The 21,139-nt window shown below is 29.3% G+C and carries 21 protein-coding genes and 1 other annotated feature; all 21 genes read right to left on the bottom strand.

Going from position 1 to position 21,139, the window contains the following annotated elements; all coding sequences use genetic code 11:
* Nucleotides 1-52: 52 nt before the first annotated feature.
* A complete protein-coding gene (locus EK368_RS06600; protein ID WP_129597699.1) occupies nucleotides 53-1,735 on the bottom strand; it encodes a peptidoglycan D,D-transpeptidase FtsI family protein in 1,683 nt (560 codons plus the stop codon).
* A 77-nt stretch (nucleotides 1,736-1,812) separates the two neighbouring features.
* Entirely contained in the window at nucleotides 1,813-3,054 is a 1,242-nt protein-coding gene (locus tag EK368_RS06595; RefSeq protein WP_129597697.1) for a peptidase U32 family protein, read from the bottom strand.
* Nucleotides 3,051-3,707 (bottom strand): O-methyltransferase, encoded by a 657-nt coding sequence (locus EK368_RS06590; RefSeq protein ID WP_129597695.1) that lies wholly within the window; start codon nucleotides 3,705-3,707, stop codon nucleotides 3,051-3,053. Before EK368_RS06590 ends, EK368_RS06595 begins: the two co-directional genes overlap by 4 nt.
* Before the next feature lie 77 nt (nucleotides 3,708-3,784).
* A complete protein-coding gene (mltG, locus tag EK368_RS06585) occupies nucleotides 3,785-4,798 on the bottom strand; it encodes an endolytic transglycosylase MltG (RefSeq protein WP_129597693.1) in 1,014 nt (337 codons plus the stop codon).
* A 151-nt stretch (nucleotides 4,799-4,949) separates the two neighbouring features.
* The gene (locus EK368_RS06580) at nucleotides 4,950-6,617 is read right to left on the bottom strand and encodes a ribonuclease J (RefSeq protein ID WP_129597691.1); all 1,668 of its coding nucleotides are present in this window, start codon (nucleotides 6,615-6,617) and stop codon (nucleotides 4,950-4,952) included.
* A gap of 277 nt (nucleotides 6,618-6,894) precedes the next feature.
* Nucleotides 6,895-7,317 carry a Fur family transcriptional regulator gene (locus EK368_RS06575; protein ID WP_129597808.1) on the bottom strand — a complete coding sequence of 141 codons (423 nt, stop codon included), beginning with the start codon at nucleotides 7,315-7,317 and terminating at the stop codon, nucleotides 6,895-6,897.
* 111 nt (nucleotides 7,318-7,428) lie between these two features.
* Nucleotides 7,429-7,581 carry a hypothetical protein gene (locus tag EK368_RS14840; RefSeq protein ID WP_165000353.1) on the bottom strand — a complete coding sequence of 51 codons (153 nt, stop codon included), beginning with the start codon at nucleotides 7,579-7,581 and terminating at the stop codon, nucleotides 7,429-7,431.
* A gap of 107 nt (nucleotides 7,582-7,688) precedes the next feature.
* A complete protein-coding gene (locus EK368_RS06570) occupies nucleotides 7,689-7,934 on the bottom strand; it encodes a DUF1292 domain-containing protein (RefSeq protein WP_129597689.1) in 246 nt (81 codons plus the stop codon).
* A 12-nt stretch (nucleotides 7,935-7,946) separates the two neighbouring features.
* Entirely contained in the window at nucleotides 7,947-8,360 is a 414-nt protein-coding gene (gene ruvX / locus EK368_RS06565) for a Holliday junction resolvase RuvX (RefSeq protein WP_341472778.1), read from the bottom strand.
* A gap of 15 nt (nucleotides 8,361-8,375) precedes the next feature.
* Nucleotides 8,376-9,326 (bottom strand): aldo/keto reductase, encoded by a 951-nt coding sequence (locus tag EK368_RS06560; RefSeq protein WP_129597685.1) that lies wholly within the window; start codon nucleotides 9,324-9,326, stop codon nucleotides 8,376-8,378.
* Between the two features lie 12 nt (nucleotides 9,327-9,338).
* Entirely contained in the window at nucleotides 9,339-11,483 is a 2,145-nt protein-coding gene (locus EK368_RS06555; protein ID WP_129597683.1) for a hypothetical protein, read from the bottom strand.
* Nucleotides 11,484-11,495: 12 nt separating this feature from the next.
* On the bottom strand, nucleotides 11,496-11,753 hold the full coding sequence (locus EK368_RS06550) for an IreB family regulatory phosphoprotein (protein ID WP_129597681.1): 258 nt from the start codon (nucleotides 11,751-11,753) through the stop codon (nucleotides 11,496-11,498).
* A 122-nt stretch (nucleotides 11,754-11,875) separates the two neighbouring features.
* Nucleotides 11,876-14,518, bottom strand: coding sequence for an alanine--tRNA ligase (gene alaS, locus EK368_RS06545; protein WP_129597679.1), 2,643 nt, complete (start codon nucleotides 14,516-14,518; stop codon nucleotides 11,876-11,878).
* A 51-nt stretch (nucleotides 14,519-14,569) separates the two neighbouring features.
* Nucleotides 14,570-14,793 (bottom strand) — a binding site (T-box leader).
* A gap of 59 nt (nucleotides 14,794-14,852) precedes the next feature.
* Nucleotides 14,853-16,040 carry an AI-2E family transporter gene (locus EK368_RS06540; protein WP_165000352.1) on the bottom strand — a complete coding sequence of 396 codons (1,188 nt, stop codon included), beginning with the start codon at nucleotides 16,038-16,040 and terminating at the stop codon, nucleotides 14,853-14,855.
* A gap of 89 nt (nucleotides 16,041-16,129) precedes the next feature.
* Nucleotides 16,130-16,312 (bottom strand): hypothetical protein, encoded by a 183-nt coding sequence (locus EK368_RS06535; protein ID WP_129597675.1) that lies wholly within the window; start codon nucleotides 16,310-16,312, stop codon nucleotides 16,130-16,132.
* A 21-nt stretch (nucleotides 16,313-16,333) separates the two neighbouring features.
* Nucleotides 16,334-16,864 carry a PRC-barrel domain-containing protein gene (locus EK368_RS06530; RefSeq protein ID WP_129597673.1) on the bottom strand — a complete coding sequence of 177 codons (531 nt, stop codon included), beginning with the start codon at nucleotides 16,862-16,864 and terminating at the stop codon, nucleotides 16,334-16,336.
* An 82-nt stretch (nucleotides 16,865-16,946) separates the two neighbouring features.
* On the bottom strand, nucleotides 16,947-18,044 hold the full coding sequence (gene mnmA, locus EK368_RS06525; protein ID WP_279222265.1) for a tRNA 2-thiouridine(34) synthase MnmA: 1,098 nt from the start codon (nucleotides 18,042-18,044) through the stop codon (nucleotides 16,947-16,949).
* A 180-nt stretch (nucleotides 18,045-18,224) separates the two neighbouring features.
* The gene (nifU, locus tag EK368_RS06520) at nucleotides 18,225-18,659 is read right to left on the bottom strand and encodes a Fe-S cluster assembly scaffold protein NifU (protein WP_129597671.1); all 435 of its coding nucleotides are present in this window, start codon (nucleotides 18,657-18,659) and stop codon (nucleotides 18,225-18,227) included.
* Nucleotides 18,659-19,840 carry a cysteine desulfurase NifS gene (gene nifS, locus EK368_RS06515; protein WP_129597669.1) on the bottom strand — a complete coding sequence of 394 codons (1,182 nt, stop codon included), beginning with the start codon at nucleotides 19,838-19,840 and terminating at the stop codon, nucleotides 18,659-18,661. Before nifS ends, nifU begins: the two co-directional genes overlap by 1 nt.
* A gap of 20 nt (nucleotides 19,841-19,860) precedes the next feature.
* Complete coding sequence (locus EK368_RS06510) at nucleotides 19,861-20,307, bottom strand: RrF2 family transcriptional regulator (RefSeq protein ID WP_129597667.1); 447 nt, start codon at nucleotides 20,305-20,307, stop codon at nucleotides 19,861-19,863.
* A gap of 105 nt (nucleotides 20,308-20,412) precedes the next feature.
* The gene (locus EK368_RS06505; RefSeq protein WP_129597665.1) at nucleotides 20,413-21,030 is read right to left on the bottom strand and encodes a DUF1836 domain-containing protein; all 618 of its coding nucleotides are present in this window, start codon (nucleotides 21,028-21,030) and stop codon (nucleotides 20,413-20,415) included.
* Nucleotides 21,031-21,139 lie beyond the last annotated feature (109 nt).

The raw sequence follows: 21,139 nt of genomic DNA, 5'->3' as shown, positions 1-21,139 counted from the left end.
TTTTTAATTATATGTGTAAAAAGATAAAGGTGTGCATGTCTTTGCAATAAAATTACTTTATTTGTAATATTCCTTTCAAAATTTTTTTAAATAAAGGTGCTGCTACTTTCCCACCTGATTTCCCATCCTCAATCATGACAGTAATAGTATATTTAGGATCATTACTTGGATAATAGCCTGTAAACCATGCATGAACTACTTTTTTTCCTTCACTACTTGATTCTGATGATCCAGTTTTTCCAGCCACATTTCCTATTTCATATAACTTAACATTCCTAGCAGTTCCTACTTCAATGACTTGTTGCATCATCCTTTGAATTTTTTGTGCTGTTTCATGGCAAATTACTCTTTGTATAGGTTTTTTATCTACTTTTTTTATAATTTGTCCATTTTCATCACTAATTCCTTGAATCAATGTAATTCCTTGATCTACTCCACCATTTGCAATAATATTAGTCATTTTAGCCATTTGAATAGCTGTAACTTCTAAAGTACCTTGTCCAATAGATAAATTTCCTATTCCTGCTCCTTTTATATGATCTTTTGTAGAAATTCTCCCTTCTACTTCTTCTGCTAATCCTATTTCTGTTTTGGCTCCTAATCCAAATTTTTGAGCCATATCTACAATTCTTTCTCCTCCTATCCTTTTACCCATTTGTATAAAAGCACTATTACATGATTTAGCAAAAGCCTCCTCTAAATGAATTTCTCCATGTCCTCCTTGTTTAAAACTAGAACATTTTATTTGCACTCCATCAATTTCCTCATATCCTTTGCAAAAAAAAGTATCTTCTTGTATATTTTCTTCTAAAAAAGCTGCCGCTACAATAATCTTAAAAATAGATCCTGGTGGATAAGAAATCTGAATTGCTCTATTGTAAAGCTCTTGTTTTGTGCTTTTTAAATATTTTACAACTTGATCTTGTTCAAAATTTGGTCTACTTGCCATTGCTATAACTTCTCCACTCTTTGAATCTAATATAATAACACTTCCTTTTTTATTCAATTGGTCTAGCTCTTGTTCAACTAGTTTTTGAATATTATAGTCTAGTGTAGTAATAATATTTTTTTGAATAGATGAACCATAGATCATCTCATACTTCAGTCCTGGAATACGTCTGTTTTGTGCATCTACAATAGCAGCAACTTTAGACATTTGATTTTCTTTTAAAACTTCATCATATACTTTTTCGATTCCTTTTTCTCCTCTATTATCAATAGTATTGATATATCCAATCACATGAGCTGCTAATCCTGTTTTTTCATATCGATCTGTATATTCAATAGGAAAAATCCCTTTCATATGTATAGCTTGGTCTATGAATTCTTTATTATGGTTTATAATTTCTAATTTGATAGGTTCATCCCTAAGTACTTTTTTATTTTTGAGTATATCTGCTTTATTTCCACTTATTTTTTGTAAAATTTCTATATTTTGATTAGATGGTGTAAAATATTTAGGAAAAACCATCAGATATTCTTTTTTGTGTCGATTCGTCAATAAATTTTGATTTCTATCATATATTTTTCCTCTGCTAATTCCTATAGGAATTTCCTTTGTCCATTGTTTTCTAGCAGATTCATAATATTCATCTCCCTTTACCATTTGAATATAGTAAAGTCTTCCTATTAAAGTAAGTAGTAATACAGTAAAAATACTTCCTATAAAAATAATTCTTTGTTTTTTTTGTTGAATATATTGATTTTTCTTTTTACGTTCTACCCTAGACTCCACAAAAAGAAACACCTCCTTTGATCTATGAAGATACTTTCATTATCTCCAAGTTCAAAGTGGTGTATACTTATATGAATTTATTTATCTGAATGATTTTCTCTAGGTTTTCTTACAATATAATATTTCTCAACTGGCTCTTTCATCTTTATTTTTATAATTTGTTGGGCATGAGGAGCTACAGAGATTTCTTCTCCTTCTTCATTCCATATATATTCAACCTTTTGAGTAAATATTTTCATATTCGGTCCCATAATCTCAATTTCATCGCCCTTAAACAATCTATTCCTTTGTTCTATAGTAGCGATACCACTTTCATCATCATAATCCTTTACTAAGCCTAAAAAGTCATATTCTCTTACATAAGAACTCGTTTGATATAATTGTTCTTTTTGTGTTGGTTTATTCATATAAAATCCTGTTGTAAATTCTCTATGACTCGCCTTTTTAATTTCATTCATCCATTTAGGATTATATGTATATTGATCTTTATTTTCATAATAAGTATCGATTGCTTTTCTATACACATTTACTATATTTGCAACATAATAGGAGCTTTTCATTCTTCCTTCTATTTTTAAACTAGATAATCCGCATTCAATCAAATCAGGAATATATTCAATCATACATAGGTCTTTTGAATTAAAAAAATATGTTCCCTTTTCATCTTCAAACACTGGAATATACTCTCCTGGTCTTTTTTCCTCCATCAAATAATACTCCCATCTACAAGGATGAGCACATTCTCCTCGATTGGCATCCCGATTGGCCATATAATTACTTAGAAGACATCTTCCAGAATAAGAAATACACATAGCTCCATGAATAAATGCCTCAAATTCTAAATTTTTTGGTGTATTTTCTCTTATTTCTCTTATTTCATCAAAAGCTAACTCTCTAGCTATTACAATTCTTTTTACTCCTTGAGCATACCAAAACTTAGCACTCATATAATTTGTATTATTAGCTTGTGTACTTAAATGAATTTCCATATGAGGCATATGCTCTTTTACATACATAAGTGTTCCTGGATCTGATAAAATTACAGCATCAATATCTATTTTAGAAAGCTCTTTTAAATATTCATCAAGCTCTTTTAAATCTTCATTATGCGGAATAATATTTAAAGTAACATAAACTTTTTTTCCTCTATCATGTGCAAATTCAACTCCCTCCTTCATATCTTCAAAAGAAAAGTTTTTTGCACTAGCTCTAAGGCCAAAAACTTGACCTCCTATATACACTGCATCTGCTCCATAAATAATGGCCATTTTGAGTCTTTCTAAATCTCCTGCTGGAGCTAACAATTCAATTTTTTTCATTTTATTTCCTCCTCGTTCTTATAACTAATTGCTACACCATCTCCAATGGGTAAAATAGAAGTGGTTAATTGAGAATGCTTCATAAGATAATCTAAATATTTTCTCATTCTCTTTACAATTGTTATCTTTCTTCTTATTACATATTCATCAGAAGCCGTCATTCCTTTATACAATACATTATCTGAAATAAGCACTCCACCTGGCTTTAATTGATCAATAGTAGAGGATAGAAACTTCATATATTGTCCTTTGGCTGCATCTAAAAATACAAGATCAAATTTTCCCTCTAAAGTAGGCAATACATCTTCGGCATTTCCTTGTATCACTTCTATCTTTGAGCTTAGTCCTGCTCTTTGAATATTTTTTCTAGCTAAGTCCACCATATCTTCTCTTTTTTCTATACTAATCAATTTACCATCTTCCATAGCATTTGTAAAAATCATAGCTGAATATCCTATGGCTGTTCCTACCTCTAAAATAGACTTTGTTTTATTTATTTTTGTCATCACTTTTAATAATTGTGCTACTTCTGGATGCACAATAGGTACATGATGAATTTCTGCAAACTCTTCCATTTCTTTTAATAGATCATTTTTTTCAGGTAACAAATCTCTAATATATTCTTCTACTGCTTCATTGACTATATTACTCAACACTTACAACTCCTTTAATTTTAAATAAACAAAAAGGAATACGTGAATACCCTTCACGTATTAGTTTTCCCTATCTGTTAATTGGCATTCTTGGCATTTAAATGTTCCTTATATGTTTCACTAAAATGATGCGCACCATTTTTAGAAACTACAAAATATAAATAATTTGTATCTTTAGGATATAAAGCAGCTTTTATAGAAGCTTCTCCAGATGATGCAATAGGCTTAGGCGGAAGCCCCTCATATTTATACGTATTATATAAAGAATCAATGGCAATATCTTTGTTACTTAAATGAACCTTTCTCTCACCTAATACATATTGAACCGTAGCACAAGATTGAAGCTTTATTTTCTTTTTGATTCGATTATGAAACACACTAGATACAATAGGTCTTTCCTCATCTAACTTAGCTTCTCTTTCTATAATAGATGCTAGAGTAACCACTTCATTAATATTCATATTTATCTCTTTTGATCTTTTATAATACTCATCTTTAAATACATTATTAAAACGATCTAGCATTTTTATAATAATTTCTCTTTCTGTTTCTTCTTTTCCTATTTCATAAGTATCTGGAAACAAAAAACCTTCTAATCTATTTTCTCCTTTAGGTATATCTTTTAAAAAAGCATAATTAAAATCCTCATAATTTGCTATCTCTATAAACTTATTTTTATTGATTAATCCTCTTGCTTCTAATCGATCCACAATTTGTTTAAATTCAAATCCTTCTGGAATTGTAATATTTGTAGTAGTTTTTGCTGTTTCTCCATTAGATAAAATCTTTATCATTTCCTCAGCTGACATATTTTCCTTTAATAAATATGTTCCTGCCTTCATTTTTCCATCCGCACTAGACCATTTACTAAGGATACGAAAAGTATATGAATTTTGAATTAAATTTTGCTCTTTTAATATATTAGCAATATTCCCTGTCGATGCACCTTTTGGAATAATTACCATAGCTTCACGATTGCTATTTACATTTATAGGTTGAATCGATTGATAAAAATAAAATCTTCCTCCAATAATTCCTGCAACTCCGACAATTAACATCATCATTATTACTCTTTTAATTTTTGATATCATTCACATACCTCCAAAAATACATATTCATTATTTCATTATACAATTGTCTACAATGTTTTACAACATATTCTCATAGAAAAAAGCTATAGATAAATCAAGTCTATCCATAGCTTTTGAGTGATTTATTCATTTGAAGATCTTGCATCATTATCTATACTTCCATAATAATTGGTAAAATCATTGGACTTCTCTTTGTTTTTTCATATAAGAAACCTTTTAAGCTATCCTTTATAGATGATTTTAAAGCTGCCCATTCTCTTACTCCGTTTGTTTGACAGACTTGAAGAGAATTTCTTACTACTGCTCTTGCTTCATCCATTAATGCTTCTGATTCTCTTACATACACAAAACCTCTTGAAATAATATCAGGTCCTGAAACTACATGTCCATCCTCTTTACTAATAGTAACTACTACTACCATTAATCCATCTTCTGATAAATGTTTTCGATCTCTTAATACAATATTTCCTACATCCCCAACTCCTAATCCATCTACTAGTATATTTCCTGCTGGAACATTTCCACAAACTCTTGCATAGTCTTTAGACAATTCAACAACTTGACCCGTTTCAATTGTAAATATATTGCTTGTTGGCATTCCTAAACTTTCAGCTAATTTTGCATGTTGCTTTAAATGTCTATATTCTCCATGAACAGGAATAAAGTATTTAGGCTTAATCAAAGAATGCATAAGTTTTAATTCTTCTTGACACGCATGGCCTGAAACATGTACATCTGCTAATGCTTCATAAATAACATTTGCTCCCTTTTGAAATAATTGATTGATTACTCTTGCTACTGTTTTTTCATTTCCTGGAATTGGAGTTGCAGAAAGAATCACCATATCTCCTGGCTGAATTTCTAATTTTCTATGTTCAGAAGATGCCATTCTAGATAACGCAGACATAGGTTCTCCTTGACTTCCTGTAGTAATTACAACTACTTCATCATTTGGATACTTATTAATATCATTAATATCTATCAGTATATCTTCTGGTACTTTTAAATAACCTAATTCCATCGCTACATTTACTACATTGACCATACTTCTTCCTGAAACAGAAATTTTTCTGTTGAATTTGTATGCTGCATCAATGATTTGTTGTACTCTATGTACATTCGATGCAAAAGTAGCAACAATAATTCTTTGATTTGCATTCCTAAATATATTTTCAAAAGTCGTACCCACAGTTTTTTCAGACATAGTATATCCTGGTCGTTCTACATTTGTACTATCTGCAAATAATAAAAGTACTCCTTTTTTTCCTAGTTCAGCTAATCTATGAAAATCAATAGGATCTCCATCAATAGGTGTAAAATCAATTTTAAAATCTCCCGTGTGCACAATTGTTCCTAAGTGAGTATGGATTGCTAAACATACTGCATCTGCAATTGAATGGCTTGTACGGATAAATTCAACTTTAAACTCTCCTAATTTTACTATATCTCCAGGTTTTACAGTCTCCATATGTACACTTGAAAACAATTTATGTTCTTTTAATTTATTCTCTACCAATCCTAAAGTTAATTTAGTTCCATATACTGGAACATTTAATTTTTTAAGTACATAAGGTAACGCGCCGATATGATCTTCATGACCATGAGTTAAAACAATTCCTCTTACTTTGTCTTTATTTTTCATCAAATAAGTAATATCTGGTATCACCATATCAATTCCTAGCATCTCGTCCTCTGGAAAACTAAGTCCACAATCTATGATGATGATATCATCTTTGTATTCAATCGCCATCATATTTTTACCGATTTCATTAAGTCCTCCTAACGGAATCACTCTAATTTTTGATGTTCTTCTTACCACAATGTCACACTCCTTTAATATTTAAGCCGCCCTAAACTTTGTTATTTCCTACTGAAAACCCGGACAATTCCACCTAATTTATTATACTTTATTTACTATGTATTAGCAATATGTAACAATTTTAATGAAAATACTTAGTCCTTTTATTATTATTACTCATTTTTTTATAACTAAACAATGTATTTCATATATACATATCTACTCTTTATCCAATACATAATTTTTTCACTTTGTATCAAAAAGAAATAAATCCTGTAACCTACATGGGATACAGGATTTATTTGCAATTAGAACAATATCCAAAGAATTTTACTTTATGATCATGAATCTTAAAATCATAATTTTTTTCTATTTCTTCTTCTAGTGTTTCTAGTAAATCCACTTCTACTTCAATAACTTCACCACATTTTACACAAATGAGATGATGATGCTGATGATTATCCTCATGATTATTTAGTTCATATCTACTACATCCATCATCAAAATTAATTTTTGTAATAATATCTAATTCATCTAAAAGTTGTAGTGTCCTGTATACAGTAGCTAATCCAATTTCAGGGCATTCTGTTTTTACCATATCATAAATTTCTTCAGTACTTAGGTGCTTCCCTTGATTATTAATAATTGTATCTAAAGTTGCTCTTCTTTGAGGAGTTAATTTGTATCCTTTCTCTTTTAATTTATCTTTTAATTTTTCCATAATATCATTCACTTTAGCACCTTCTTTTTCAATTAATAATATATTTTATATGCAATAGTTTACTTGTAAAATCTGTAAAAGTCAAGGGTATTTTCTATTTCTACTTTTATTTTATGCCTTTTTACTACAATTCATTTTTGTTAAAGAACAGCCCTTGCAATTTTCACATTTAGGCAATTCTTTTAATAGAGTATAGCATCTTGGGCATCTACTTGCACTTACATCTTTTATGTGATTTCCACATACTTTACATATAAGCTCCATACTCTTCACTTCCTTAGTTTTTATTAACTGAAATACCTTATCAATTAAATTTTACTATATATTTACACTCTAGTCAAGAATAAAGCTGCAACCTTAGGTTGCAGCTTTTATTCTTCTTCCATCATTAATTCTTCATATGCACTTAATACTTGATTTAGTTCTTCATCATCTTGAATGTTTTCTAATATCTCTTCTCCATCTACCTCTATAATTTTAAAAATCACTACTCCCTCTTCATCATCTAAGGGTTGAAGTATTGCATATTCTGTCTCCTCAATATTTAGAGTTGCAATAATTTCAAACTCTGTTTCCTTTTCATTTTCATCTATTAAAGTAATTTTATTTTCTTCCATTTCATCACCTCTTTAAAATTTTTGTGCATCTAGATATCCTTGTAAAATGTATGTAGCTGCTACCATATCTATTACTTTCTTTCTGTTTTCTCGTCTTACATCTCCTTCAATTAAAGTTCTTTCTGCTGCTACTGTAGTAAGCCTTTCATCCCATAAAATGATTTCTACTTTAAATCTATTATTAAGTCCCTCTACAAAGGATAATACCTTTTCTCCTTGAGGCCCTAGAGTACCATTCATATTTTTAGGAAGTCCCACTACAATTTTTGTAACGCACTTTTCTTCAATCAATTCTTGTAATCTTTTGTAATCTGCTTTCTTACCAACTCTTCGAATGGTCTCTACCCCTTGAGCAATCATTCCCATTGCATCACTAACAGCAACACCTATAGTTTTATCTCCTACATCTAATCCCATTGTTCTCATCATTGATCCTCATCTCTATACAATTTTAATACAAAACTGTGGGCAATAACTGCTACAATATCCGCACAATACGCATTTTGTTTTATCTACTACTACTTGATTGTTTTCAATTTTTAGTGCATTATGCTTACAATGTTCTACACAGCTTCCACATTTTTCACACCAAAAATCTATGTGTAATTTTCTTGGCTTTTTAGATATTTTATTTTTAATATCAGAAGGTACTTCCTCTCCACTAAACTTCATAACATTTGCAATCACTTCTTCTTTTGTTTGCATTCCTACTGCTATGGAATGTAAATCTGAAATAGACAAAGCATATTCTAAACATTCATCTACAGAAGAAATTAAATTTCCTCCCCCAATAGGTTTCATTCCGTATATACCTTTTCCATTTTTATGAGCCAAGTGAATAGCTTCTAGCATTTCATCTCTTGTTCCATCTTGAATTCCAATACCTGTCTTATTGATAATAGGATGAATCACATCAATTTCTTTCATACTTGCTGCTGCCTTTACTGCTCTTATGGTATGCGTAGAAATGCCTACAGCTTTTATTATACCCAACTCTTTCATTTTTAAATAATACTTTAAAGCTTCATAATGCCCTCTTAAAGTATGTTCACTTTCTTGCTCATGAAGTAAGAATATACCTAATTTATTGACTCCTAATCCATTTAAAGCATTGTCAAGACTTCTTTTAGCAGTTTCTTCATCATAAGCATAAGATTTGCTAGCAATAATTATATCATCTTTTCTATAAATTTCTAATGCTTTTTTGATATGAGGATAGGTTTCATAAAGTTCAGCAGTGTCTATAAAATTTACTCCTCTTAAAAAAGCTTGTGCAATAATTTCTCCTCCCTCATCTGGAGATAAATTAGCTTGCAATGGGCCTACTGTCAATCCTCCAAAACACAATCTAGATACTTCTATCCCTGTATTTCCTAATGCTCTGTATTCCATAAAAAAAGACTCCTAACTATCTTTGTTTAAACCAAACAAAGTAAGATACAACATACTCATTACTAAAAAAATAATTCCTGTGGCAGCTGCAACTACTCCTGAATCATTTACAAAAAAAGCTACAATAGATGCCATTACAATTCCTGACCATCCTATAGAAAGATTTGGGTATTTGTTGCTTAACTTATAAATAGTCCCTACTGGTCTATAGAATAAAGTTGCTAATATAATAATAGCTGATAATAAAACTTTACTCCAAATGGTTACCCCAATAAGTTTTGCATTCATCTCCAATTTTCTTCTTATAATCAATAAAATAGCTCCAGGGCCACTTGAGATAATTTGCTCAATCGCTCCAGCTAAATGAGATTGATTCTTAGAAAACCTAATATCAATAAATGCCATAAATGAAACTACAAAGACAACTGCTATTCCAATAACAACAAATTGTTTTAGTTTTATTTTTATTTTGAATAATCTTAATGAAGTAAAAATAAAAGCTGCTACAGCTGCAATAGTTCCTCCTACATTTGCTCCTAACTTTGGATATCCAATAATTAAAATAGTCACCAAAAATATAACTATAGACCATATTTTACTTATTTTAAATCTATCCAGAATAATAGTTGCTAGTACTAAAGTAGATCCTATTAAAATACCCATATATTCATTTCCTACTCCATAATATCTTGCTCCGATAATAGGATCATATCCTAAAAGTGAATTCTTAATTAAGGTTGCATTCATCAAGATATCTAAAAGTAGGCCTACAGTAGTAATAAAAGACAACATAAACAGTCCATCTAATATATTTTTACTACATTGTTTAATCATATATATGATTAAACTTACTAATCCTATACCAAGAATATATGTCACAAAAATATTTTGAATATTAAATATAGGTAAAATCAATAAAACAAAAGGAATGGCCATCGTGCTTAATAATATATTTTTAAAATGCAATATAATATTTTTGTTTATTTTTTTCTCAAATAAAATAAATAACAAAGCCACAATAGATACAATTATTTCAAATATAGCAAAAGTAGATAATACAGGACCTCGATTAATAGATGTACTTACAATCTTATCCTTTAAATTCATCAAAAAAGCAAAGGAGTCATTTTTTTCTATAAATCTTACTTCTTGTCCACTCATTTGATTTGTATCTACATGTAAATATCTTGCAATAGATGGAGCAATATCTACATTTCCTATAATACCTACTCTTCTAGTTGTAGACGAAGTTACTATTCCTTTTGTAATACCATCTCCATAAAAAATTACAGGTGTGAGTCTATTCCCCGTTTTTATATCATCTGAAGCTGGATAAGGAGTCAGCAAAATTAATCTTGTATGATCAAAATTTATTTTTTCTACTAATTTATTTATATAGTCATTGGCATCTTTTAATATTTTCTGTTTTTGCACAATATACATTTCATCAGATAAATTAGGCTTATATCTTTCTAATCTATTCATATCACCTACATCTATTACAACCAAATCGGACTGATTATAAGATTGTTCAAATACATCCATCATCTTAGAAAAATCACTTTTTAATCCAAAAGGGTATGTATCATCTTTGATCAAGATTTCTTTTCCAATACTTCCATAGTCTACATATCCTTTTTCATCCATAGCTACAATTGGAGCTAATCTAACAAAATCATCTTGAATGTCTCCATTTCCTATAGCAGCAGTCTTTTTATTTTGATTATGAAGAGACTGTCCTAAACTTCCAGCAATTGCACCATAGTCACCTGCTTCATTTAATCTTCTCAATGCAGGAATATCTATATTGATAATTCCATTATCTTTTATATCTGCCCCAGTTCTTCTTTTATAGATGTTCTTTGTTTGATCATTTACTTCAAAACAGCTTATTGTTGTAGGGGAAGCTTCTGCTCTTGTTCCTGCTCCCAAAGTAGCATAAGATTTATATGCACTCGCTCCTCCAGAGCTTCTAGTATTAAGAAATCCTATACTACCCTCATCTATTAAATTTTTTACAGCACTTAAATTATATAAGTCTTCATAATTGATTTCATTAATAAGAAGTAACACTACTTTTTTCTTTTCATCTCCATAGGAAAATGAAGTAAGTAAAATAAATATTAAAAGAATAGCTATGTAGATTTTCTTTTTCAATTTTTTTCTCTCCTATTGTTTTTCTAAATAATTTTTTAATAGTTCTTCTAATAATTCGTCTCTTTCTAGCTTTCTAATTAAACTTCTTGCATTATTATAGCTTGTAATATAAGTAGGATCTCCCGAAAGAATATAACCAACTAATTGATTTATAGGATTGTATCCTTTTTCTTTCAAGGATTGATACACACTTTTCAAAATCTCTTGTGCTTCATTTATATTTTCCTTCTCTACATTAAATTTCATAGTATAGTTCGATGGATCGTACATTTTATACACTCCCTTCTCTCTTATATTGTATATATTCTGTCTAATTATACATAATCCTTTTAAAAATTACAAAATAGAACGCAATGGACGAAAGTATTGATCACCTCCGTCCACATTTTTGATTATTTTTGCTGTTCTTTTACTAAAGCTTCTACTATTTCTAATGCTTTATCAATCTTAGATAAATCTTTTCCTCCTGCTTGTGCCATGGTTGGTCTTCCACCTCCACCACCACCTGCAACCTTTGCAACTTGTTTGATGATATTTCCTGCATGAATACCTTTTTTTACCATATCCTCTGTTGCCATTGAAATAAAGTTTAGTTTATCATCCTTTATACTTGCTAGTACAATCAAACCTGATTTTATTTTATCTTTTAATTGGTCTCCTAAATTTCTTAGCTCTTCTACATCTAATCCTAATAATTTATATCTTATCACTTTTATTCCATCTATTTCAATCATATTTTGTAAAATTTCATCAACTGCTCCACTTGCCATTTTATTTTTTATAGCTTCCATTTCTTTATAAGTATTCTTTAACTCGTCTACTAAACTTTCTACCTTACTTACTACATCTTTTGAATTACTTTTTACAATTTTCACAATTTCTTTGATTTTCAGTTCCTCAGACTTCATATATTCATAAGCTTTAGGACCTGTTACTGCTTCAATTCTTCTTACTCCTGCAGCAACTCCACCTTCACTTATGATTTTAAATAAACCCACTTTACTCGTATTATTTAGATGAGTTCCTCCACATAGTTCTATACTATAATCTCCCATAGTCACTACACGAACTACGTTTCCGTATTTTTCACCAAATAAAGCTGTTGCTCCTCTTTTTTTAGCTTCTTCCATATTCATCTGTTGTGCAGTAACTTCTAAACCTTCTAATATTTTTTTGTTTACTAAATCTTCTACTTTTTCAACTTCTTCTTCTGTAAGAGGTTGAAAATGAGAAAAGTCAAATCTTAATCTTTCTGATGTTACTAAAGATCCAGATTGTTCAACATGCTCTCCTAATGCTTCCCTTAAAGCTGATTGTAGTATATGAGTTGCAGTATGATTTCTTCCTGTATTGATTCTATTTTCTATATTTATTGCAGCAACAATAGTAGATTCTATAGATAATCTACCCTTTAATACTTTTCCTATATGAATAATTCTATCGTTATTTACTTTTTTGCAATCTGATACTTTAAATACAAATTCTTCTCCATATAAAATTCCTTGATCTCCCTTTTGACCTCCACCTTCTGGATAAAAAGGTGTCTCCTCTAATATAATAATAGCTTCATCATCTTTTAAGATTTCTGAAACGATTTCTCCTTCTTTTATGATAGCCATTACCTTTGAAGTATTCTTATCACATTCATACCCTATAAAGGTAGATTTTATTCTATCATTTAGTTTGCTATATAAATCTTCCTTCCATCCTACCTCATCTTTATTTTGTCTAGCACTTCTTGCCCTTTGTCTTTGTTTCTCCATCTCCTCTTTAAAAGCATCTTCATCTACATCTATATTTTCTTCTTGTAGAATTTCTTTTGTAAGCTCTAATGGAAATCCATAAGTATCATATAACCTAAAAGCATTTTCTCCTGATAATACTTTTTTATTTTCTTTTTTCATCCCTTCAATATATCCTTTTAATATTTCACTTCCTTGATCAATTGTTTCTTGAAATCTTTCTTCTTCAATAGAAATAATTTTTTTGATATATTCTTTCTTTTCTATAAGCTCTTCATAAGCCCCTCCTGATACTTCTATGACAGAATCAACAAGATTCGTTAAAAAGCTTTGTGTAATTCCTAATAATTTTCCATGTCTTGCTGCTCTTCTTAAAAGTCTTCTTAAAACATAACCTCTGCCTTCATTACTTGGTAAAATCCCATCGCTTACCATAAATGTCACAGAACGAATATGATCTGTAATAATTCTTATAGATACATCTTCTTTTCTATCTTCACCTTTATAATCTTGTTTTGAAATTTTTACCACTTCATCTAATATATGTTTCATTGTATCGATTTCAAATATATTATCTACTTCTTGCATAATACATGCAACTCTCTCTAGTCCCATTCCTGTATCAATATTAGGATTTGGTAGAGGATTATAATTACCTTTTTCATCTTTATCGAATTGTGTGAATACATGATTCCAAAATTCAACATATCGATCACATTCACATCCTGGTTTGCAATCTACATGTCCACATCCATATTTTTCTCCTCTATCATAATAAATCTCAGAACAAGGACCACATGGACCTGTACCAATTTCCCAAAAATTATCTTCTTTTCCAAGCTTCACAATTTTTTCTTTAGGAAGTCCTATTTTTTCATTCCAAATTTTATATGCTTCTTCATCTTCTTCATATACAGTTACCCATAATTTCTCTATTGGAAGATTTAGATGTTTTGTTACAAATTCCCAACCCCAATGAACAGATTCATTTTTAAAATAATCTCCAAAAGAAAAATTTCCAAGCATTTCAAAAAAAGTAGCATGTCTTGCAGTAATCCCTACATTTTCGATATCTCCTGTACGAATACATTTTTGACACGTAGACATTCTTTTTTTAGGGGGTGTATCTATACCCATAAAATAATTTTTCAAAGGTGCCATTCCTGCATTGATTAACAATAAACTTTTATCATTCTCAGGAACCAATGAATAACTTTTTCTCACATAATGATCTTTGCTTTCAAAAAAATCTAAAAAACTTTTTCTTATTTCATTTAATCCCATTTTTTTCACTGTACCTACCTCCAGTATTTATTTATACAAAAAAATAACCTCCCATCCCTGTATAGGGACGAGAGGTTTCTCGCGGTACCACCCTACTTACCAAAAAAAATTGGTCTCTTTATAATACCTAGCATGATAACAGTTGCCATCTGTTAATCTCTACTTCATTTCAAGATTAATACTCTGAAGCTGCTTCTAAAGACTTTAATCAGAAATCTCTCAGCCTATGGATTTCTTCTCTATAGATTAAAGATCTATGTACTCCTCTTCATCATCGTACTTATTATATGAACTTGAATTGATTATATAAAAATTCATACTTCTTGTCAATTGCCTATAAATCTTATCCTTTCATCATCCAATCCATCATATGTTCTAAAAAAATCTTTATAATTGCAGCTATAGGAACAGAAAATAAAAGACCTATTAAACCAAACCATTCACCTCCTAATAATAAAGATAAAATGACTATGATAGGGTGAAGTCCTACACTTTCTCCTACTATTTTAGGAGTAATAATAGCACTTTCTATTTGTTGTATAATCGCAAAAGCCAAAATCACCCATAAAGCTTTTATAGGGCTATCTAATAGAGCTATAAAAACACCTGGAACAGATCCTATGATAGGTCCAAAATAAGGAATAATATTAGAAATGCCTGCAATCATCCCTATTAAAACAGCAAAGTCTACTCGAATAAATAATAAAGCTATTGTACTTAATACACCCACCAAAATAGCTACAATAAATTGTCCTCTAATAAATTTATTCAATAGTAAGTGGATATCCCTAAAAATTCTAATACATTCACATCTACATGATTTAGGGATACAAAATATGATTTTCTTTTTAAAATATTCTATATCCTTTAAAAAATAAAAAGAAAATATAGGAATCAATATAATTGTAACCATTTTTGAAAATATATTTAATATGCTTGTTGTAATATTTTTCATTCCTTTTGTAAAAATATTTTGTATTTTATACAAATTTTCTTCAATACTATCTTTCATAAATCCTAGCTCTGGAGAAAAGTGATCTAATTGTTCAATTTTTATGTATAAATTATTTAAAAATTTATTTGTTTCTTTTGTATATTCAGGAAATAGGTCTACTAGCTTTTTTGTCTCTTCTATGATAGCAGGAGTCACTGTAAAAGATATAATAAAAATAATCATAATAATAGACAAATATACAATAGATACACTCCAAACTCTTTTTATTCCCCTTTTGTCAAGTTTTTTAACTATGGGATTTAATAAATAAGCAAATACGATTGACCACATAATAGGAATCAATAATTTCCATAAAATTTTTCTAAAATGAAAAATGAAAAAAAACAACAAAAAACTAATAATTATAGTCCATAAATAAAAAAAATATTTTTTTTTCATTTTTAGTCTTTTATTTTTATCAATATATTGATTCCCAATCTGAATAAGATAATAACTACAAAACCCTAATAATAAAATAAGAAATAAACGTATTCCTAAATTTAAAATATTAAAAAGATAATAAAAAGGCTTACTCATTTTTTCCTCCTTCATTTTTTATTTTGTTACTTATTAGTTTAAAATTTAATTTTATAAAAAGCAGCTACAAGGAGCTGCTTTTTATAAAATCATCTTAAAATACTCATAGATTGCACCATATCTATTACATCTGTTGCATTCTTTATAAATCTTTTCCCTCTCTTCATGACCATTCTTCTTTGTCTAGGACTCATTTTTTTATATGCATATACTCCTGTAGTCATTCCAAGCATACTTCCTGCAATCATCCCTGAAAAAAATCTATTTTTCATTTGCTATACTCCTTCCTTTGATCATTCTAGAGAAAACTTTTTTTTAATACCTCCTGTATCATGAAGAATAGTGTGAGTCATATTTTCTGGTAATATAATAGATCTGTCATGGACTTCAAAAACATTTGTAACTGGTAATTGAGGACGTCCTTCCATCAAATCATCAAACAAACTTTCTGATAAAATAAAATTCACTATTTTTCCAGTACCTACTTCTATCAGTACATCTTGTACCATTCCTATTGTGTTCCCATCAATAGTAATAATCTCTAATCCTATAATACTTTGAATAGAATTTACTTTTTCTATCTTTCTTTTTATAGTATGAACACTTTTTTGGTTTTGAATTTTGATACTATTTTCATGAATTTCTAAAATGTCTTTAAAAAATATCATTTTAGGTTCATAAAAGTAGCCACCTTCTTTGATTAAAAAAGAAAAAACTTTAAAATTTTCAGTACAATAAAGAATATCCTTCACAGTAGTAATCCTACATCTTTCATCTAAACATAGTACTGGTAATCCTATACATTCACTTCCTCTTTTGAGCATCTTATCTCACCACACATTTAATTGCTATACTTTTATAATTCCACTTATAAATAAAAAAAATGCACTCAAAAGTGCATTTCAATTATATTACTTTTTTAACAATTGTTCCTCCTCCTAAGAGTTCATCATCATCGTAAAATACAGCTGCTTGTCCAGGTGTAATCGCTCTTTGAGGTTTTTCAAATATAATACGTACTTGATTATTTTCTTCTATATATAAAGTAGCTTCTGTAGGCTTTGCATTATATCTTATTTGTACCTTTATTTGCATTTTAGAACTTATTTCACTAGGTGTAATAAAATTTACATCTTTTACTAAAAGTTCTTTTCCAAAAACTTCTTCATTTTCTCCTAGTACAACTTGATTTTTCTCAGGAATAATATCTACTACATACATAGGCTTGCCTAAAGCAATTCCTAATCCTTTTCTTTGACCTATGGTGTAATAAATAATTCCATGATGTTTTCCTAATATATTACCATCTTTATCAACAAAATTTCCTGGAATAATTTTATTTGGTTTTCTTTGTGCAATAAAATTTCCATAATCATTATCTTTTACAAAGCAAATCTCTTGACTATCTGGTTTTGAAGCTGTATCAAATCCAAGATCTGCTGCAATTTTTCTAACTTCATCTTTTGATGAAAAGTCACCTAGAGGCATTAATGTATGCTTTAATTGTTCTTGCGTAAAATTATAAAGAGCATAAGTTTGATCTTTGGCTACTGCATTAGATCTTTTTATTTTATATTGATTGTTTTCATATAAAACTTTTGCATAATGTCCTGTAGCTACATAATAAGCTCCTAAATTATGAGCTCGTCTTAAAAGTTCTTCAAATTTCATAAATTTATTACAGGCAATACAAGGATTAGGAGTTCTTCCCTTTACATATTCCTCTACAAAATAGTCAATTACTTTTTTTTCAAAAATTTCTTTGAAATTCATGACATAAAAAGGAATTCCCAATTTATCTGCTACTCTTCTTGCATCATCTACAGCAGATAGTCCACAACATCCTCCTACTCTTTGTACTTCTTCCTCCTCCATATCTGGCCAAACCTGCATAGTTACTCCAATTACTTCATATCCCTGTTTTTGTAGAACATAAGCTGCTACTGAACTATCTACACCACCACTCATTCCTACTACTACTTTTTTCTTATCTAATAAAGTCACTTGATCACCTACTTTTATTATTTATTTTTCTATGATATATATATAATTATGTATTCAAATCATTAATAAATTATATTAAAACAAAGTATAAACATAAGGAACAATTATTAAAAATTAGTGACGTTTTTATAACTTTGTTTTAAACTCGTTTTCAAAGAATAAGCCCAGGAATTCCTGGGCTTATTCTGCTTCCTCATCATGATGATGATCTTCGTTAGGATCAAAATCTTCTAATCCCTCTAATTGAATATTATGCTTTTGTGCATAATCATATAATGCAGATTTGATAGCTTGTTCTGCCAATACAGAACAATGAATTTTTTGTGGTGGGAGACCTTCTAAAGCTTCTACTACCGCTTTATTAGTAACCTTAATTGCATCTTTGATAGATTTTCCTTTAATCATTTCTGTTGCTATACTAGAAGATGCAATAGCAGATCCACATCCAAAGGTCTTAAATTTTACATCTTCAATAATATCATTTTCTACTTTTAAATATATTTTCATAATGTCTCCACATTTTGCATTGCCTACTTGTCCTACTCCATCAGCATTTTCAATTTCTCCAACATTTCTTGGATTTGTAAAATGATCCATTACTTTTTCTGTATACATTATTTTTGACCCCCTTTTACATTTTCATATAATGGTGACATTTGTCTTAGTCTTTCTACAATTTTAGGAAGTTGTTCAAGTACATAGTCTATATCTTCTTCTGTAGTAAAATCTCCAATAGTAAGTCTTAATGATCCATGTGCAATCTCATGAGGAAGTCCAATAGCCATTAAAACATGAGATGGATCTAGTGAACCTGATGTACAAGCTGAACCACTTGAACCTGCAATTCCAACTAGATCTAAACTTAATAAAAGAGATTCTCCTTCAATAAATTCAAATACAATATTTGCATTTCCTGGTAGTCTCTTTTCCCTATGCCCATTAATTCTTACATAGTCGATTTTTTCTATAATTCCATTGATTAATTTTTCTCTTAATTTTATTAACTTTTCAATATGATTGTCCATATTCTCTAAAGCTAATTCACAAGCTTTTCCAAATCCTATAATTCCTGAAGTATTTTCAGTTCCTGCTCTTCTTCTTTTTTCTTGTGCTCCACCATGAATAAAAGAATGGATCTTTACTCCTTTTTTAATATATAAAGCTCCTATACCCTTTGGTCCATAAATTTTATGAGCAGACACAGACATTAAATCAATATTTAATTTTTTCACATCTATCTCTACATTTCCCAAAGCTTGAACAGCATCTGTATGAAAATATATTTTGTTTTCTTTTGCAATTTTACCAATTTCTTCAATAGGTTGTATCGTTCCTATTTCATTGTTTGCAAACATAATAGAAATAAGTATTGTTTGATCTGTAATAGCTTTTTTTAAATCTTCTAAATCAATTAAACCATCCTCGTCTACATCTAGATAAGTAACTTCAAATCCATTTTTTTCTAAATATTCACAAACATGTAATACTGCATGATGTTCTATTTTTGTAGTAATAATGTGATTTCCTTTTTCTTTATTTGCATAAGCAATTCCTTTGATTGCCCAGTTATCTGCTTCAGAGCCTCCAGCTGTAAAATATATTTCATCTGCTTGAGCACCAATTAAACGAGCCACATTTTGTCTTCCTAAGTCTATTGCTTGTTTTGCTTCTCTTCCATAAGAATATATACTAGAGGCATTTCCAAATTTTTCATCAAAATATGGATACATTGCATCTAAGACTTCTTTTTTTACTGGTGTTGTCGCAGAATAATCAAGATACACTCTTTTATTCATTCCATCATCTCCCTGCAAGTTTATATATAATACATATAACCATCTTTATTGATCTTTTTATAATCATTGATCATATCTTGAAGTGTAATATTATCTACTACCGCATTAATACTATCTCTTATTCTTTCCCATATGGTTCTTGTTACGCAATAATCAGCTTTATAACATTCTGTTTTCTCATCTTCTATAACACATTCAGAAGGAGCTACAGGACCTTCTAAGGTTCTTATAATATCTCCAACCGTAATCTCTTCTGGTTTTTTAGAAAGCATATAGCCTCCTTGTGCTCCCCTTATACTCTTAACAAGTCCTGCTTTTCTAAGACTGGCAAAGAGTTGTTCTAGATAATGAACAGAAAGATTTTGTTTTTCTGCAATACTATTTAAAGCTATTGGTCCTTCTCCAAAGGCTAATGCTAATTCAAACATAGCTTTTACTCCATACCTTCCCTTGGTAGATAGCTTCATTCTATCACTCCTTCGGAATCCCAAGCAATTTACTATGAATTCTGTTTTAAGTATATTATACCCAAGTAATTTTGTCAACATTCAACTGGAATTTTTTTAATTTTTTTACTCATTTTCCTTAAAATAAGTATCAATAATTTTTTCTGCCAATCTTTTTTGTGCATGTGCTTGTGCTACTAACATAATTACTACTAAAAATAACTCAGCCATTTCTTGATCCTTTTCTTTTTCTTTAGGATTTTGACTATTAATATTTTTTGTTTTTTCTAAAATAGCATCTAAATTTTTAGATAAAGTATCGTTGATTCCCATTAATTCGTCATTTTTAAGATCTACAAAAATAGAATAAATATCTTCTAAAGCAATCACATCATCTTCTGTAGTAGACATATCTTTTAATACTACCTTAAATATTTTTTTTATATCATCTAAAGATAAAATCTGTTTTAAATAATATAACAAAATCATTAAGATAATATGATCCTTTGTATATTGCTTGCTCTTCGTTGGTTTCATCAATAAATTATCTTTTGTATAATTGTTAATCATAGTAGTAGTTAAAATTTTATCCTTTTTAGACCTTTTTAAATGATCAAGCTTATCGGTTAAAAAATTTTGAACTTGTCCAATATATAAATGTAGATCTGGAATATCTGTAAGCTTTATTTCATCTGAAAAAGATAATTCTTCTACTATTTTTAATAGTTCGTCTTTATGAATCATATCCTCACCTCAAATCTATTATACGGTATTTAATACTATCTATAAACATATAAATAAGCATGTTTAATCATACTAAAAGATATTCTTAGAAAAATCAAGAATAAATGAG

The organism is Anaerophilus nitritigenes (genome assembly GCF_004138215.1).
Taxonomy (GTDB): domain Bacteria; phylum Bacillota; class Clostridia; order Peptostreptococcales; family Thermotaleaceae; genus Anaerophilus; species Anaerophilus nitritogenes.
This window is presented reverse-complemented; position numbering and strand designations above follow the sequence as displayed.